This window comes from Candidatus Poseidonia alphae (assembly GCF_943787815.1).
Classification (GTDB): Archaea; Thermoplasmatota; Poseidoniia; order Poseidoniales; family Poseidoniaceae; genus Poseidonia; species Poseidonia alphae.
The window spans coordinates 230,450-247,320 of the sequence record NZ_CALSNW010000002.1 but is presented as its reverse complement, the minus strand read 5'-3'; the positions used below and the strand labels follow the sequence as shown (position 1 = coordinate 247,320).

13 protein-coding genes are annotated in these 16,871 nt (G+C 48.9%); 5 read left to right on the top strand and 8 right to left on the bottom strand.

The window, feature by feature from the left end; all coding sequences use genetic code 11:
- Positions 1-7: 7 nt before the first annotated feature.
- Positions 8-3,181 (bottom strand): hypothetical protein, encoded by a 3,174-nt coding sequence (locus AAA857_RS04805; RefSeq protein ID WP_338173676.1) that lies wholly within the window; start codon positions 3,179-3,181, stop codon positions 8-10.
- Positions 3,182-3,191: 10 nt separating this feature from the next.
- On the bottom strand, positions 3,192-3,533 hold the full coding sequence (locus AAA857_RS04800) for a hypothetical protein (RefSeq protein WP_338173674.1): 342 nt from the start codon (positions 3,531-3,533) through the stop codon (positions 3,192-3,194).
- A gap of 333 nt (positions 3,534-3,866) precedes the next feature.
- Between AAA857_RS04800 and AAA857_RS04795 the strand changes: the two genes are divergently transcribed.
- Entirely contained in the window at positions 3,867-4,880 is a 1,014-nt protein-coding gene (locus AAA857_RS04795; protein ID WP_338173672.1) for a TIGR00269 family protein, read from the top strand.
- Here the strand turns inward: AAA857_RS04795 and pyrI are convergent, their stop codons facing one another.
- Positions 4,881-5,357 carry an aspartate carbamoyltransferase regulatory subunit gene (pyrI, locus tag AAA857_RS04790; RefSeq protein ID WP_338173670.1) on the bottom strand — a complete coding sequence of 159 codons (477 nt, stop codon included), beginning with the start codon at positions 5,355-5,357 and terminating at the stop codon, positions 4,881-4,883.
- On the bottom strand, positions 5,357-6,307 hold the full coding sequence (gene pyrB, locus AAA857_RS04785; protein WP_338173668.1) for an aspartate carbamoyltransferase: 951 nt from the start codon (positions 6,305-6,307) through the stop codon (positions 5,357-5,359). The genes pyrI and pyrB overlap by 1 nt, the downstream gene beginning before the upstream one ends.
- Positions 6,308-6,438: 131 nt before the next feature.
- Here pyrB and AAA857_RS04780 point away from each other — a divergent pair, with 131 nt between their 5' ends.
- Positions 6,439-8,199, top strand: a complete 1,761-nt coding sequence (locus tag AAA857_RS04780; RefSeq protein ID WP_338173666.1) for a hypothetical protein — start codon at positions 6,439-6,441, stop codon at positions 8,197-8,199.
- Positions 8,200-8,317: 118 nt separating this feature from the next.
- Here AAA857_RS04780 and AAA857_RS04775 read toward each other — a convergent pair whose 3' ends face one another.
- Positions 8,318-8,896, bottom strand: a complete 579-nt coding sequence (locus tag AAA857_RS04775) for a hypothetical protein (protein ID WP_338173664.1) — start codon at positions 8,894-8,896, stop codon at positions 8,318-8,320.
- Between the two features lie 173 nt (positions 8,897-9,069).
- Between AAA857_RS04775 and AAA857_RS04770 the strand changes: the two genes are divergently transcribed.
- The gene (locus AAA857_RS04770) at positions 9,070-9,504 is read left to right on the top strand and encodes a hypothetical protein (RefSeq protein ID WP_338173662.1); all 435 of its coding nucleotides are present in this window, start codon (positions 9,070-9,072) and stop codon (positions 9,502-9,504) included.
- A gap of 305 nt (positions 9,505-9,809) precedes the next feature.
- Here the strand turns inward: AAA857_RS04770 and AAA857_RS04765 are convergent, their stop codons facing one another.
- The 3 genes from AAA857_RS04765 to AAA857_RS04755 all read right to left on the bottom strand — a co-directional run bounded on the left by AAA857_RS04765 (position 9,810) and on the right by AAA857_RS04755 (position 14,791).
- The gene (locus AAA857_RS04765) at positions 9,810-12,350 is read right to left on the bottom strand and encodes a hypothetical protein (protein ID WP_338173660.1); all 2,541 of its coding nucleotides are present in this window, start codon (positions 12,348-12,350) and stop codon (positions 9,810-9,812) included.
- A 10-nt stretch (positions 12,351-12,360) separates the two neighbouring features.
- Positions 12,361-14,382, bottom strand: coding sequence for a threonine--tRNA ligase (gene thrS, locus AAA857_RS04760; protein WP_338173658.1), 2,022 nt, complete (start codon positions 14,380-14,382; stop codon positions 12,361-12,363).
- 88 nt (positions 14,383-14,470) lie between these two features.
- Positions 14,471-14,791: a hypothetical protein gene (locus tag AAA857_RS04755; RefSeq protein ID WP_338173656.1), complete on the bottom strand. Its 321-nt coding sequence runs from the start codon at positions 14,789-14,791 to the stop codon at positions 14,471-14,473.
- A 107-nt stretch (positions 14,792-14,898) separates the two neighbouring features.
- Here AAA857_RS04755 and AAA857_RS04750 point away from each other — a divergent pair, with 107 nt between their 5' ends.
- Together AAA857_RS04750 and AAA857_RS04745 are read left to right on the top strand one after the other, a co-directional pair.
- Positions 14,899-16,080: an ATP-NAD kinase family protein gene (locus tag AAA857_RS04750; RefSeq protein ID WP_338173654.1), complete on the top strand. Its 1,182-nt coding sequence runs from the start codon at positions 14,899-14,901 to the stop codon at positions 16,078-16,080.
- 76 nt (positions 16,081-16,156) lie between these two features.
- A complete protein-coding gene (locus tag AAA857_RS04745; protein ID WP_338173652.1) occupies positions 16,157-16,870 on the top strand; it encodes an NAD-dependent deacylase in 714 nt (237 codons plus the stop codon).
- The last annotated feature ends 1 nt before the right edge of the window (position 16,871 follow it).

The following is a 16,871-nucleotide window of genomic DNA, read 5'->3' as shown; positions in this document are numbered from 1 at the left end:
AATCGCCTCAGAACTCAATGTTTGATAGGCGTGATTCAAGGTCAGCAAGTGCCGCATCGGGAGGGGAACTCGTAGCGGTAGGTGTTGCATCTCTATGACCCCATTCAGCATCGATTCGGGCCAACTCAGCTTCAAGTTGGGCCCGTTCATCGTCCAGGTCAACCTTGGTTTGTTGTGGTGCCTCTTGAACTACAGCCGCCGTTGGTAAAGAATCGCTTGGGGCCGGCAAATCTGCCCAGCCATCATGGTCTGCAACTGCGGTTTCATTTTGACCCATATCAATGTCTTCTTCATGAAGGAGAGCTGGTTCAAGGTCAACCAGCATGTCTGCATCGACCGGAAGACGCTGGTTTGAAGGAATGGATTCACGCTCAAAGGGAAGAAGACCATCACGTTGGAATTCCCATAGCATACCTCTTGGTACGCCATCCGTGAGACCGGATGCATCGAGTTGAGTGATTAATTCTTCAAGAACACGGGCTGTTTCTTCTAACCCAATTGCTTCGCCAGCATCTCTTTGGTCTGCTTCGAGGTAAATATCGTCCAAGGCAACTTGAATCAATTTTCGAGTACCTTGAGCCAGGCTTGGAAGTGCCTCTGGGCGTTGGCAGTTGGTCAGGAGAGCATGGACTTCATGACTTGGCGCACCCAAGCGCTCAATTTGCTCAAGAACGTTCCTGATTCTCCTTAGCATGGTGATGGAACGGTCATAATCTTCTAGCAGATGTTCCAAATCCAGAACCACATGATTGACCGTCTCTCCAAGTTGATGTTCCAATCGCTGTTGAACCGACCAGCGAGCGAGTCCACGAACCGCTCCTGCTGTTTGTGGGACCTGACGTTCAAGCAACGTCATCACCTCGGATGAGAGAAGGTGACGAGGCGTCGCAGCGACGTGGTCAACCGTAGATTGGATCACTTGAAGGGCTCGCTCAACGGCACGGTCGAGCATGGTCACAGAATAACCAAGACCACGAGCATGTTCAAGTCGATCAAGAACTGGACCCAATCCTTCGAAGGTGTTGTTGTCATCGAGAAGGGCCTGTGCGAGTGGTTCTTCTGCAAGACGGGCACGTAGGCGTTCGGCTTCCTGAATATCCGCAAGGGCTTCTTCATGGGCTTGAGAAAGCGTGGTTGCCTTCTCAACAAGAGACGAAAGTTCAGCTTCTGCATGACCCCGTCGAGCACCCATGTCCCCAAGTTCACGGAGAAGGGTACGGCGTTCGTCCATCAATTCCCGAAGTTCAGCCTGAACGTTTGAGCGACGAGCCTCATCCTCTGCACGGCGCAAACGGTCTTCTTCCATGCGGTTTTTCGACATGGACTCCTCGGTCTTGATGGCGTCCAATTCGAGTTGATGGACGTGAACTTGTTCCTGAAGAGTGAGTACGTCGGATTGGCTTCTTGCATGGCGCTCTCTGGTCGTACTCACTTGCTCAGTAAGGACACGCAAGCGACGCTCCTCGTCCTCGCTTTGTTGGCGTATTGTATTCAACCGCTTGCTTCCTTCTGTCAAGTTAGCTTGCAATTCTGCTTCTTTGAGTGCAAGTGTTTCAATCATCGCTTGAAGTTCACTGCTCGCATCTGCGTCACCCAAAGCCTTAGCCAATTCTGCAGCGCGTTCACTGACTTGATGTTCCAGTTCATTCACTCGACGGACAAGACGTTCAGCACGGTGTTCAGCGTCTTCTGACTGATTACGGGATTCAGCAAGGTCCACTTGTAGACTGTTCAAACGAGCATGGGCATCCTCGAGGGCAACGGTATGTTCTTGGCGTGTTTCACTTGCTTCCCGAGCAACAATTTGAGCGGCTGTTTTCTTTGTTTCCAGTTCCTTGTTCTTGCCTTCAAGGATGGCTTGGGCTTTGGTGAGTTCATCCAGTGATTGCCGGGCAGCCTCAAGTTTTCGGCGTAAGCCTGCATCAACGGCAGCAACTGCTTGCTGTTGCATAACCGGCAATCCATCTCCCACTTCCATGCCCGCAGTTGAGAAATTTACTTTTCCTCGCTGAAGACGTAATTCCTCCAAACCTGCTTCGAAACCAAGCATTTCTTCAAGAGAAGCCCGGATTGAAGCCTGTCGCGCTTCTGAACGAGTTCGTACGGTTGACAACTGATCGCAGAACGATTTGAGTTTGAAACTTTCAAATGAACCAGAATTTGACGAAACGACTGTTCCTGCTGCGAACCGGATCAATTGCAACTTTCGCTTCGGCTCGGTGAGCATGGTCATGGCTGCGCTCTCATCCTCGGCATTAGGAGCCCAAAGAGCCACAGGAACTCCCCGTGAAAGTATGAGTGAGACGGATTTTGACGAGGCTCCTGACTGGATGTGTCCGGTGACTTCCTCCTCCATACCCGCTTTGAGCATCGAAAGAATGGCATCCGGTCCTCCTCGCCCTTCCCGGAGAGGGAAGCCATCCGGCAAGCTTGTTCCATGCTCTCCAATTGACGCAACATCTCCTTCGAGCATCAGCGATGCTGAAGAAAGAAGGCGAGAATGATTGGCGTCTCGTTCGGTCCAAATGGCCAGAGCAATTTCTCCACTTTGAGCCAACAACAAGGCTCCGTCCGATGTGTGAAGTGTCCAATGTCCGGATGGTCCCAATCCCAACCCTAAGTTGACGTCTTCTACTCGAATGTCCGAGAGAATACTGTGTATTTGAGATGCGAGTGCTTCTGCCTCTCGAGGCAGATCTCCTGATTCATCAATAAGCATGCCTGAATCAATAGCAATGGCCCCTCGAACCGTTTCATCTTCGACCAGATAAGCCAGTACTTTTGACAAATCACGAGCGAGGAGGCGCTCGACGAAATTCGTCATTGAGCGAAGTCCTTGTCGGTCGGCTTGATGAACAAATGCTTCGGGGACAAGATCGGCAACATCTCCAAGTCCGGAGATGGTGTATTCCGATGCGGTGAACCGGACCTTTTGCTCAGATTCAATCGCAAGCAAGGCCTCTTGGGCTTCTTTACCAGCAAGTAAATCTCGTTTCTGAGTGTATTTGCTCCCTTCAGCCAACCAGCCTACAATACGACCTGCTCGTACAAGTCGATGTCCAGCTGGAGTTTTTCGTCGCCCGACCCAAGTTGAAATGACACCATGGGCGAACGGTTGCAACGTTCCCTCGGTCAAATCTATTTCTTCATCAACTGGTATTCCAAAGGGCATTTCAAACATGTTGGTTCACCTACATTTCAGGGGTTGTTGCAAGGGACTTGCGATTGAGGTCGATGCTATGCCTCCACCTCGCAAGTTTACCGCCTTTTCCGTGCAGCATCAAAATGCGGTACGGAGTAACGATGTCGATCATGGTCCGGGTCTCACTCTCTTCCCAAATCTCATAGAGTTCACCAAGACCAAGGTTTTGAGTTGCTTCAAGACCGTTTGCGGCCATCAAGACCGTTCGCTCAACATCAGGAAAAGATCCGGATTGACCAACACTGGCCATAAGACGCCCTCTATCGTCGATCATCAAGGCTTGTTCGACCCCATTTTGGGTCGCCAAGGCAGATAATAACCGTTGCAGCATGGTCGCTCAACCTCAGTGACACCGCTGTAGCCTTCAAGAAGTTTTGCGCTCAAGAAGGGTTTTGAGTGGATTTGAGGACCCTATTGGAATTTCCAACTGGAAAATATATTTGAACCTGAGAAAAACAGTACGATATGCATTGATTGGCATTGACCTGACCTCTCGCCAGCCATCATGGCTTCGAAAAATTTGGACCGCTACCGCCTCATCGCATCAAGAAGATTCAATTAGAAAATCAAATATTCAATTGGAAAATTATACCTGTTTTTTTAACCTCGGTCGGTCATTGCTGAAGCCGTTGATTTGAAACACTCCAGCGGCGCCCCACGAATTATGGCCGAGGCAGCACCGGAGGGACCTTTTCAAATCCCTTCATGTGATTCGTGCAACAACCCTGCTGTTGTTGAACAGGCGTACTCAGGCCGGGTTTTGTGTGGAAAACATCTCGCAAAGTCAGTACGAAAGAAAATCGGAAAGGAACTTCGCCTGCAACTTCCATTGAAACGAGGGGAACACACAACGATTTTGGTGGCCGTATCGGGTGGAAAGGATTCTGCCGTTTTGCTCCACTCTCTTGTTGATTTGCTTGGAGAACGAAGGGACGTGACCATCGTTGCTGGCACCGTTGATGAAGGCATTGAAGGGTACCGCCCTCCGTCGATAGTATGTGCAAAAGACCTGTGCGACCAGTTAGAGATTCGGCACGAGACCGTATCCTACCCTGAACTTTCGTTCATTGAAATGGATGAAGTAGTCCGCAGATTACCAATGGCGATGGAGAAAGACAACAATGCACCGCGAATGCCTTGTGCTTATTGTGGAGTTTTCCGAAGGCAGGGGATCAACCATTTGGCGGAACGTATCGGAGCAGACTACATCGCCCTGGGACATAATTTAGACGACATGGCTCAAACTGTGCTGATGAATGTTTCCAACGGGGACATGGAACGTACGCTAAGGCTTGCACCCCACACCAACAATCGTGTTGATGGTTTAGCACCACGAATTGTCCCTTTGCGCTGGGTCCCCGAACAAGAAATTCACCTGTATGCGACGCACAAAAATCTGCCCCTCCACCATGAAGAATGCCCCAACGCCAAAGGAGCCCTCCGATGGCGACATCGGGATTTGGTAGCAACAATGGAAGCCGATGTACCGGGCACCCGACATGGACTCGTGCGTATGGCTGACCAAGTCAAAGCGCTAAGAGACCAAGTTGTTGAATTGGGAGGCGGTTCCACTCGACCGGCCCCCCCTCACCCATGCGAACGCTGCGGTAGCATGACATCTGGCTTGCAATGCAAAGCCTGTGATATGCGAGACTTGTTATCAATTGATGAAGAATGATCACAACAAATTGCTGATCAACTTCTCTAAGTCCTGAGGCCGGCCACAGTAATGGCAGCGTAGAACAAGAGGCTCTCTACCCATAACACGCAGGCGGTGAGCCAACGGTTCACGGGGGTTGGTCGTGATGCAGTTTGAAAACGTGCAGCGGACAACATTCGTCACTTCTTCTCCAATTTGAATCGTCATCTTTTCGGCGACGCTGTAAGCACGGATAATCGCCACATGAGCCTCCGGGGCGACAAGAGCAAGACGATTGAGTTCATCTTGAGTTAATTCGCGGTCTTCAACTTTGATGATATCCTTAGTCCCCATCTTCTTTGAAGGAACATTCATGACCATGGAAACCGGAACGGATGTTGTTTTGTTCATGTTAAGCATCTCGAGCACACGCATTGCTTGCCCCGAAGGAATATGGTCGATAACGGTCCCGTTACGGATGGCAGTGACACGTCGCATGTTGTGTTCCTGAGCCATCACAAGTCACCTCCCGCAGTAGAGATGTCGTCCGGGACAGTGACGCCCAGCAACCGGCATAAAAGAGCCATCCTTGCTACAACGCCGTTAAACGCTTGCTGGAAATACCGTGCATGCCGGGTTTTGTCAACAGAGGGATGGATTTCGTCGACCCGTGGAAGTGGATGCATGATGATCATGTCCTCCTTAGTACCCTCTAAATTCGAAGCGTGCAATTTGTATGCGCCAGCTACTTTCGTATACTCATCCTCATCAGCGAAGCGCTCTTTTTGAATTCGCGTCATGTAAACAACATCTGCCTCAGCCAACGATGAGAGAAGGTCTTCGGTTTCGACCACATGACCCCCATGCGTTGTCAAATCCTCTACGATTTCTGCAGGCATACGGAGGAGTTTAGGACTTGCAAAAATCAACTCGCATCCAAAACGAGTCAGAGCGTGACTGAGTGAATGTACGGTTCGGCCATAGCGCAAGTCTCCAGCAAGAACGACCTTCAAGCCGTCAAGCCGTCCATGGGCCTGCTTGATGGTAAACAAGTCAAGCATGGTTTGGGTTGGGTGATGACCCGCCCCATCGCCACCGTTCAGGATGGGAACTCTGGCTGCATCTTGAGCGTATTGAGCCGCTCCTTGACGAGGATGGCGCATGGCGATGATATCCGTATACCCGTCAACCATCTGAATCGTATCAAATAGTGTTTCACCTTTGACAACTGAAGATGTTTTGACGTCTCCAAGGTTGACAACATCTCCGCCTAAACGCTTCATTGCAGTTTCAAACGACATTCGTGTTCGTGTACTGGGTTCGAAGAACAAGTTTCCAAGAATCTTCCCTTGAAGTAACGGCAGGTATATCTTGCCTTCTGCAACTGGAAGAAGGCGTTCTGCATCCTCTAGAATGCTGTGAATTTCGTCATTGGATAAATCATCCATCGTAATGAGACCGGCCATAATACTCCCTCGCTTTTCGACAACGGGTGAAAGACACCCATGAACATTCCCGACAACACCAATGAGAGGTCTAGGGTTATTTCCGACCATTGAAGCGGAGTGGTTATGGGTAAAACTGCTGTCGGAACCTCATGGTCACTTGGGCTGATGTGGATTCGGCAATTGAGTCCGAGCGTCAACGTAGGGCCAAACGCGTTGATTCTGTAACCATGGCTACCGCACTTCTGATTCTTATTTGTGCGATTTGGCTCGCCTGGCCGACATTAAGTGACTTATTTAGCGACAAAGGAGTCTCTTTGGCTGGCTTTGGCGCCCCAATGCTCCTGTTGTTCTGGGGGATTATTCTCCAAGACCTGGCGCTGGATGACCCAGCAGCCCGGAGTCGTATTGGAGCATCAACAACGGTAGCTTGGCCTGTTCTCATGGTCATTGGAGCCCTCGGCTTAGAGGCTGAATTGAACGGAACCACTGCCGGAAGTGTTCTTGTTATGGCCGTTGGGTGGTTTTGCCGCCTGCAATCCAGGACGCTCCTAAGAGGTGGCTTTGATGTTCTTCGCTTCCGCTCAATCCTGACCGGCATCGGGAGCGCATCGGCAACAACTCTACTCTTTTCCCAAGCAGCAGACTATACACAGGTTCTTTCATTCATCGCCCCCCTCGTCGTGCTTTTATCCGTTGTCGATACAACTTACGCTTGGATGGTCGGAGACGACCAAAAAATACTGCGCAAAGCCTTCAAGAAGCGGCTGGATGCACTTGAATTGCGCCTCTTAGAACTCAAATCACAAGGAGCAGCCGTCGATCAGGCAGCAAGTCTCCTTACCACCGCTCGGGAAGAAGGACATTTGGACCCAAAATACGGCATGAGACTTTTGGATGAGGGCGAAGAAGATATGGAGCGTTCGCTTTCTCTTGCAGACGATGTGGAAATTATCCGCAACGATGCACTGGCCGCTGTGAAACAAGCCTCAGATATTGCCCCAACCGCTAAGCGCCCACAAAAAGCGTTCGATATGGGTGAACGCGAAGTCCAACTCGGTTCACTCCGGGAGGGCGAACTTCTCTTCCGAGAAGCAAAAAAGCGAGCAGCAGAAATTATTGAATGGTGGGGCCAAGCGGAGCAAGCCATCACAGAAGGATCTCGTCTTCTTGACGGGAAGAAAGGTGATGGCATCAAGCGCTTGTATGAGATGTTAAACGAAGCCAAGGAATTCCTTGCTTCTGAAAAGCCACATGAAGCATATGAATATGCTTCGGTAATCCCTGCACAAATGCTAGCCGATGGAGACGCTCAAGATCGCGCCCTCATCTCTCTCAAAGAGGCCCATAGGCAACTTAAGCAGGCTGATGGGCTTGATACTTCCCAATTGAAAGAACGGCTTGATCAGGCAGAAGAAGCGGTAGACCAAGGTCATGCCAGTCAAGCGATCGGATTAGCAGACGGAGTGGTTCGTACCATCGAAAAAGAACGAGCTGCAATGGATGATGTTCTTCGGGCCCTTAAACAACGTAAGAAACTCGTTCAGCGCTATGAGGGACGTGATGATGAAAAGTCTTGGGAGAAGGCATTGGAAGAGATTGACAGTGCAGCACAGGCCAAATCATGGTCACATGCCGGGATGTTGCTCGAGCGAATGACTGCTGAGTTGGATAAAGAAGGAAAAGCCAGCGATGATGCCTTGGAGCTTTACGACTTCGTAATCGACGAATGGCGAACCTTACGAAATCAATGTGATGCTTCTCAAATCACCATTGAAGACGATGACCGAAGGGAATGTGAACGAGCCATTGCCCTTGCGGAGGAAATGCTTGGAGTCAGTCGCATTGAGGACTGTTTGAATCACTTATCACAGGCAGATGCTGCAATGGAACGCCTGCGAAGACGGATTTGAACCGTTCATAAGGTATTAAATTCCGCACCCTCTCACGGGTCCAATACGGTTTAAAGCAGTCTTTTGTTGACAAATAATGCTGTCTGAAAAAACGCTGCTGCCCTTTCATCTTCATTCACTATTGGTCCGTCTTCCTAAGAAATGAACGTATTTTAGTGACGATTCCCGCAATGAGTATGAGGTATGTTAAGGTTAACATCATCCACTTGACCGCGTTAATCCCTGACCCTACCGAAACGAGGGTTCCAGAGATTGTGTTTGAATCAAGGTAACCGTTTATCATTAAAATTTCAGTAATGTTTTCTATCCAGTCTGCAACCATTGCAAGGAGAGGTGCAATCAAAAATACACGGCGATTATTGAAGAAGTACATGATCCAGAAACCATACATTGATGCATAGATGACTGCGAAAATTACATCCCAAAGTTGTAGGAACTCCCTGTAGCATTCGAGTTGGTTTTGGCTTCTCAATTCGAAAAAATCTTCCACCATTTGCAACGTGTAAGTGAAGGTAAGCCCTAATGAATTCGAACTCCCCTCTAGCCTGAAACATTTACCAACAGGATCCAGGACGAGTGTTGAATAGAGAATAAATGCCAAAGTTGAGGCAAAAGCAAAATGCAGAGTTCTTTTTTGTTCGGGGTGCTGATCATCTAAGGTTGTGTCTTGATCCGCCTCTAAAATTGCTTCTTCCATGGTGGCGTGGTCTTCCAAATTTAGAATATGCCTTGTGGTTGAGAAGCAGCGTACCGTACGGTTTGGTACCCTTCGAAACGTCCCCTAAGTGCTGGCCGGCGTTGAACACCGTTTCCTGCGAATTGATTTCTCATGATGCATGAACCTAAATGAGGCAACTCTAACGGAAAACCATGGGCAGAGAATGGTTGGTGGTGCTGCTCATGGTTGCTGTCTCATCGATGACCTCAGGTTGTATCAGTGAACAACAAAAGTTCTACTACTCTATCGAAGATTCTATTGACGAGGCTAATTCTGAATCATCCTCTGACGTACTCTTCACCATCACACTCGATGAGAAGGGCGGTTCAAACATGGATTTCTCGGACCTTGAGGTCATTATCACACAGGACGGGACCGCTCATAATTGCTCGACTGCAACCTCAGACGGAGGCTGTCTAGTCGTTCAGATAGACGGCAAGGACAATTCATCTTGGGAACTCGGTGAAACCTTGAATGTGAACGAAAACGGAGTGGATATCTGTTCACAAAGTTGCATCATAACATTCACAATAAGTGGTCCTGAGGGGGCGAAAATTGTTGGTCCGACGATACTCAATACAACCTAAAAAAGATGCAATGGTGCGTAAAATCATTGAATAATCATTGCAAACAGTGCTTTATATGGTAAGTCCTCAAATGTTTACTTAGTGAACAACGATGAATCTTGGCTTTAATGACCGCATAATTCGCCTCTTCGCCGGTTTCGGAATGGTCACCGTTGAGTATCTGTCCGGTATTGATTGGGACGTCATTCTCCTTGCCCTGGGAGCATGGGGCCTCCTCACGTCCGCAATGGGATTTTGTCCGTTTTACAAAATGCTGGGTCACTCAACATGTCCTATCTGAAGGTCAAGTACCATCGGATAAGATCCTACGACAAGGTCAAGAGTCCTTTTCCGTCAACTGAATTCAAGTCAAAAGTACCTGGCAGCCCCAAATCCACAGGCATTCCACCGATGGTCACAAGAAGACCCGACAGGTGTGTATAGAGGGCAAGCGGAAGCTCATCGGGCAACTCGTTGTGAGGCGACCTCCTGGACTTTTGTAACGCCTCCAATCCTTTCTCGCTTGCAAGGCCAACCCAGGCATTTGCGGCCCAAGCGTGTTGGCGCAGAAGATCTGACTCAAGCACTGGAGCCGGCGCAACGGTGTGCTTTGGCCATGTAATTCTCCAATCGCTTCCTAATTCAAAGAGCCACTCTATCTTGGTATGTTCGGATGAAGGCATGGTCGTATGACCCAATGCCGCATACTGAATGATGATCGAACGCACATGGGGATTTCGAGGGTGTTCTTTTGAGATTCGTTCAGCGAGGTCCACTGCAGTCATCACACGCCCAACATCAAAGTTGAGAAGACTTTGAGTGATTCTACCGTGCACCCAGTCAATGTCCCGAACAACCTCGATGGCTTCTTCAAGCAGATTGAGAGCGTATTCGCTCTTGCCGACCATTCGCATACGAGCAATTTCAGAAAGGAACATTCTACGGTCGATGGCCGTTTTGACCTTACTTGGACGTGGTGTTGAGATTTCGGCTGCTCCATATTGACGCAGCATTTCGATATTTTTAGTTGTCAAGGGGTCAATACTTAGCATGGATTTCGTCTGTTGATTCAAGGTTCCTTTTTTGTTGAGAACGGTTGAAATCCACTTTAAACGAACGGCTTCGATGTCATCATCGGGCAGAAGGTCAAGTCGGGGACGTGCTTCTTTCATATCCCTCTGAGCCAGACTTGCAGCACAAAGAACCATTCTGGAGATTTGGGCATCTCGCCCACCTTTGAGGGCAAGAAGATCAATGGCTGTTTCTTCGGCTTCGTCCCACCGGCCTAGGGCCGCAAACAGGAGCATGGTGGCCTTGGTTTTCCGAACCATGTCCAATCCAACGAGCGTCACCTCCTTGGTCTCTGATAATGTTTCATACCGTTTGAGCGCTGTATCCCAGTCTTCGGCTGCAACGAGTTCGTTAACCGAGCGTTGTTTAACATAAATCATATCGCTCATTCCCCTGAGACGAGTACGGTCCTCATCCATGGAAGCATCAAAGGAAATATCGAACAGTTCTCCCGATCGACGCAGCGAGATGCTCCAAACCGCTAAGAAAGCGACCTGGCCGCCCGAAGCGAGCATCCATGTTAATTCTTCCAACATGTCCTTTTCTAAGACTGAACAAACACTGGATTCCCATGCACCGCACGCAGCACCCTGTGGAAGAAAACTAGAATCCCAAAACGTAATCATTGCAAGGGCTAACAACAACATCGATTGACCTGCAAAACCCGTGAAACAGAAATTAAGAAGACTGGCTTGTTGAACGGGCTCTGCACGGAGCAATCTGCTGTCTGCAAGGCGGATTCCTCCAACTCCAGAAACATCTTGAATATCAAGGAATAGAATGCGAGCGACCTCATAAACAAACAAAAACCCGACGGCAGCAACGTTGAGCAAAAGGAATAACAGCAGGGAGGTCACGATTGGAACGCGAATTCCAGCTTGTGGAATGTGAGAAAAGAGTTCAATTAAACCAAAGCCAAGCAAACCACCCTCTTCCATATAGGTGGATTGGAGCCTGTATTCAGGAAGATTTAGCACTCGGTCTGAATGGGTAAACATCGTTGGATCATACAGCAAAATCAACAAAGAAACGAGGGTATTGATTGCAACAAATGGCATCGCGACCAAGTTCAAATGAACCACTTGAGCAATGAATTGTTGACGCGCATTGGGCAAATGGTTGTGGAAAGGAGATGATTTACCCTTTGAAATTTGTTGGGAAGATTGTTTCAAGGCGTGCCATGACGAGCCCAGAATACGACCGTAAGCAAGAATCGCCGGACTGAAAGCAACAAGCGCTGCAATACTAAGTTGATGGGTCTGTGAGACGCCTCGACTATTGAGAACCAGCCCTACTGCAGTTGCAAGAAGAAGCCAAGAAATGGTGAGAGCAACATAACCAGCATTTCGTGCACGGGTGTTGTTTTGCATGGTCGCCCTAACGGTCCCCAACGGACGAATGACCTGTGCACCCAATGAGGTTCCACTTGAGAGAATTGCTGGCAGTATAATGAGCATCAAGGCGAGAGCTACAGAGGGGGCGTGGAATCCTTGGGAAAGTTCCATTCGAACCGCTATGAATTCAAACAGGAACAGTAAACTTCCCGTGAGGGCCATGAGGTATGAAAGCACTCCAAAGCGCATACCACGAAGAGAAAGAAGATGCTTAACGTCATCAATCGATTCAGTTACTTGATGGACTTCATACCGTTTATCTCCAGTCTTGAAGGCCACTTGTAATCCTTTGAGTTGACGCGGAACGACTCGGTCCCAAAACAACCAAGCCGCAAGGAATGCAAGAAATAGCGAGGGAATCATGCTCAATGAAAACCCTTGAATGATTTCCAGATTAACCATGTCGTTCATCTCACTCAGGTGGCGCTACAAGCGAGGGTTGACTCGTCTTTTCATCAATTTCATGGCGAAGGAGTTTGATGAAATCATCAAGGGGCAAATCAGCCACTTGGTCACCATTTCTTGCTCTTAAACTAACCGTATTGCTTTCCATCTCGCCGTCTCCGAGAATCACCATATAAGCGGGCTGAAGTTTCCTGTACGTCTTAATTTTCTTTTTGATGTGAGCGTCTGTTGCATCCACTTCAACGCGAATGTCGTGTTCCCTCAAGGCATCAGCAACCTTGGTCGCATATGCTTCATGTCGCTCTCCAAGAGTGATGATGTGACATTGAGTCGGGGTGAGCCAGGTTGGAAACTTGCCTGCAAAGTGTTCAATGAGTACCCCACAAAAGCGTTCCATGGAACCAAATGGAGCTCTGTGAATCATGACTGGACGGTGGTGTTCTCCATCGCTACCCATGTAAGTCAAGTCAAAACGCTCGGGTAAATTGTAATCAACTTGGACTGTACCAAGTTGCCATTCTCTCCCAATAACGTCTTTGACAACGAAGTCGATCTTAGGCCCGTAGAACGCTGCTTCGCCCTCTTCCTCAGCCCAGGGGACTCCAAGTGAGGCCGCAGCCGCACGGCATGCCTCTTCCGCCTTATCCCATCGTGCTGGGTCTCCAACGTATTTGTCTGAATCCGGGTCGCGAAGCCCCACCCGTACACGATAATCCGCCATTCCGAGTTTATCAAAGATGATTTGAACCAGCTCGATGCAACCGAGCACTTCCTCAGCAATTTGGTCCTCTGTTACGAATAAATGTGCATCATCTTGTGTAAATCCACGGACGCGGGTCATTCCGGATATTTCTCCAGATTGTTCCCACCGATAGACGGTTCCAAATTCTGCCAGACGGAGTGGGAGGTTTCGATAGGAACGTGATTGACTCGCATAAATCTTGATGTGATGAGGGCAATTCATTGGCTTCAGCATATAGCCTTCAATTTCACCGGTTTTCATGAGATTCGACAATTCACCGCACGTGCACCCTTCATCGGCTAATTTTTTCATCAAGTCACGTTCAACGAGAGGGGGGTACTGTGACTCTTGATAATATGGAAAGTGACCCGAGGTGCGGTAGAGGTCGAGTTTCCCGATGTGTGGAGTAAAGACCTGCTTGTAGCCTTGACGACGCAGATGATGAGATATGAAATCTTGCAGTTCTTGCCGTATCACGGCTCCTCTGGGCGTCCACAAAATCAAACCTTGACCGACTTCTTCGTCAATGTGGAACAACTGCAGGTCTTTGCCGAGTTTACGGTGGTCTCGCTTTTTGGCTTCTTCCATTCTGTGAAGTGTTTCGCGAAGAGCATCTTTTGTAGGCTCAACTAAACCGTATATTCGAACGAGTTGTTCTCTATCTTGGTCGCCACGCCAGTAAGCTGGAGAGACTGAGGTGAGTTTGATGAACATCAATCGGGAGGTGTTTGGAACGTGAGGTCCAAGGCAGAGATCGTACCATTCTCCTTGCTTGTAAATGGTCGAACCGTCACCGTCTTCCAATTTATCATCAATGATTTCAATCTTGTAGGGATTGTTAATGAAGTGTTCTCGAAGGTCTTCTTCTGATAACTCAAGACGTTCAACAGTGAAATTTCGTCGAGCCAATTCCTTCATTTTTTTCTCAATGGTTTTCAAATCGCTTTCTGCGATCGGCTCCATTGCAAAATCATAGTAGAACCCTCGATCAATCGCAGGACCAATGGTCGGTAGGGCGCCAGGATAAAGTTCCATCACCGCCTGAGCAAGAAGATGTGCTGCTGAGTGACGAAGGATGTGAAGACCTTCCTCGGAGTCTGAACGGATTCCTTCAACGGAACAATTTTTGTCCAAAACATGGGACATGTCGTAATCGTCTCCGTTTACTTTGGCTGCGAGGCACCCGTGTTTCTTACCCATTGCATCCGTAATGACTTCTGCACAGGTAATGCCTGCAGCGTATTCGTTCACCGTTCCATCCGGCAAAGTGACGTGAATCATGCTCATCTATGGTTCCTCCGACAACCCCTATGGGGTTGCACCATCGCTATGAATCCCGCGCATCACCTTGACGCCCTTTTGGCGAATCATAGTTTTACCATTCGACGTCAAAGTCATCTCCAAGTTGTGCGGTTGGAGTCTTCAGGATATCCTGTTTCGTTTCAGCGGATTGATGATGCTTTTCCTTTTCTGCAGATAATTCGATTGCAGGAGGGGCCACAACAAACGATTCACGGTCCTCCTTGGCTTGGATTTTCTTACCGTATTCAATAGGCTTTGAAACACTTGAAGATTCGCCTACCACCGGCTCATCTGAATTCTTGGTCACGATGTTTTCTTCACCAACTTTCAATTCTGAAAACCCTTTTGAAAGAACATCATCAAGGTTGGGTCCTCCTTTTGCATAGCGTTTCATGTTGCTTCCTTAACCCTCGTATGTAATCAATGCTCGGGTGATTCACCATCTGAAATGCGAGATTGGAGGAAGCAGGGCTATTTGAGGGACGAGTTTTAGGGCACATCATGCGCATCGGTATCGTAGTCAACCCTGATGCTGGCCTGGGCGGTCGTTTGGGCTTCAAAGGAAGCGATGGACGGGCTGCAGAGGCCCGTGCGGCTGGGGCAGAGGACCGAGCAGGACCCCGAATGCAATTGTGCTTAGAGCATCTTGATCAACTGTTGGGGTCCTCGCTCAATCGAACGAAAACAAGCCTTACACTTGTTGGTTTAAGCGGCCGAATGGGTGAAACATGGTATTATTCAAAATCAATAGGTAATTATTCAGAGTGCATAGGATTGACTCCTCCCGAGACAAAACAGCAAGATACACTTGAACTCGTTCGCGAGTTGGTTGATGCAAATGTCGACGCCATTCTCTACGCCGGAGGCGATGGAACCACCCGAGATATTGTCACTGCACTTGAGCAGAAAGGTGAGGCGGCGCAAAAAATTCCTCTTATCGGCGTCCCAGGTGGCGTAAAAATGCACTCCGGATGTTTTGCAACCACTCCAAAGGCAGCCGCTGAAGTCACCTTGGCCTTCGCAATGGGCGATCTAAGAACAGCAATTACTGAGGTCATGGACCTTGATGAGGTGGTTTACCAGGAGGGGGTTTGGAAGGTTCGCATGTACGGTGAGGCTTGGACACCATCGTCCCCACGCTTCATGCAAGGGGCGAAAGAGCAAGTGGAGAGGGCCAGCGAAGAAGAGACCATCGAGGGGCTTGCACATCATGTTCAAGTCCTGCTCGAAGACGACCCCGATCTCATGGTCATCTGGGGGAGTGGAGGGACACTGCGCCGCATGGGCGAGCATGTTGGTCAAAATCTAACGCTTCTTGGAATTGACATTTACCACGGTGAAACCCTACACAACGACCTCAATGAATCACAACTGCTTGAAATTATTTCAGCACACAAGGAATCAAACGGGGATGCGAGAGCCTTGCTCTTGCTCCTCTCACCAATGGGAGGGCAAGGGTTCCTTATCGGCCGGGGCAACCTTCAACTCTCCCCCGATGTATTGCGGATGGTCGGCCATGACAACATCCTCGGTGTTGCTACTCCCTCGAAATTGATTGGGCTTGATGCTGTTCGAATTGATACAGGAGATTCCAATCTTGACGATGCCTTTCAGGACAAGCGATTCATCAAAATTCTTCAGGGATTTAGAACTACACGGCTCATTCGTGTTGCTGAAATGTGAGTTGACACCGAGATACTCTCCGCTTGAGGTTTTATTTCTCAACAGAGTTAATATCCATTCAAAGGTTGACTGAATCATGAACCTGCCAAGAATCGTTGTGCTGACAGGGGCTGGAATTTCGGCAGAATCTGGCGTACGAACGTTTCGCGACAACGGTGGATTATGGGAAGAACATCGTGTTGAAGATGTCGCAACCCCTGAAGCATGGGCGTTTGACCCCGAAATGGTTTGGAGGTTTTACCAAGCGAGGAGGCGTCAACTGTCGGAAGTTCAACCAAACAATGCCCATTTTGCCCTTGCACAACTGCAAAAGAGCATGATGCAGTTTACCCTCATTACTCAGAACGTTGATGATTTGCATGAGAGGGGAGGGAGTAGCGATGTCATACACATGCACGGTGAACTCAGAACATTACGATGCGAGGCAAGTCAACGTGCAGAAGTTCGGATGGATGCATCGGATTTAACCGATGATGTCTCGCTCTGCTCCTGCTGTGCAAACCCGGTACGAATGCGCCCTGACATTGTTTGGTTCGGAGAGACACCCATGCATATGGAAGCGATCATGAATGCAGTAAATACGTGTGACATTTTCCTTGTTGTTGGAAGTTCGGGCCATGTGTATCCAGCTGCGGGCCTTGTTGACCAGGCAAATAACGCCGGCGCTCGCACCATTTTAGTGAATCTAGAAGCCCCAGTAAATGCATCAGCATTTGATGAAATTCATCTCGGTCCTGCTGGAGAATTGCTCCCTGGACTCGTAACCAGGCTGCTCAACAACAACGGTTGAG

Coding starts and splice junctions, on each gene's coding strand:
- AAA857_RS04800 (WP_338173674.1), bottom strand. CDS start 3,533: ATGCTGCAACGGTTATTATCTGCCTTGGCGACCCAAAATGGGGTCGAA.
- pyrB (WP_338173668.1), bottom strand. CDS start 6,307: ATGGCCGGTCTCATTACGATGGATGATTTATCCAATGACGAAATTCAC.
- AAA857_RS04765 (WP_338173660.1), bottom strand. CDS start 12,350: ATGGTTAATCTGGAAATCATTCAAGGGTTTTCATTGAGCATGATTCCC.
- AAA857_RS04750 (WP_338173654.1), top strand. CDS start 14,899: ATGCGCATCGGTATCGTAGTCAACCCTGATGCTGGCCTGGGCGGTCGT.
- AAA857_RS04805 (WP_338173676.1), bottom strand. CDS start 3,181: ATGTTTGAAATGCCCTTTGGAATACCAGTTGATGAAGAAATAGATTTG.
- AAA857_RS04755 (WP_338173656.1), bottom strand. CDS start 14,791: ATGAAACGCTATGCAAAAGGAGGACCCAACCTTGATGATGTTCTTTCA.
- AAA857_RS04795 (WP_338173672.1), top strand. CDS start 3,867: ATGGCCGAGGCAGCACCGGAGGGACCTTTTCAAATCCCTTCATGTGAT.
- AAA857_RS04745 (WP_338173652.1), top strand. CDS start 16,157: ATGAACCTGCCAAGAATCGTTGTGCTGACAGGGGCTGGAATTTCGGCA.
- AAA857_RS04775 (WP_338173664.1), bottom strand. CDS start 8,896: ATGGAAGAAGCAATTTTAGAGGCGGATCAAGACACAACCTTAGATGAT.
- thrS (WP_338173658.1), bottom strand. CDS start 14,382: ATGAGCATGATTCACGTCACTTTGCCGGATGGAACGGTGAACGAATAC.
- pyrI (WP_338173670.1), bottom strand. CDS start 5,357: ATGGCTCAGGAACACAACATGCGACGTGTCACTGCCATCCGTAACGGG.
- AAA857_RS04780 (WP_338173666.1), top strand. CDS start 6,439: ATGGTCACTTGGGCTGATGTGGATTCGGCAATTGAGTCCGAGCGTCAA.
- AAA857_RS04770 (WP_338173662.1), top strand. CDS start 9,070: ATGGGCAGAGAATGGTTGGTGGTGCTGCTCATGGTTGCTGTCTCATCG.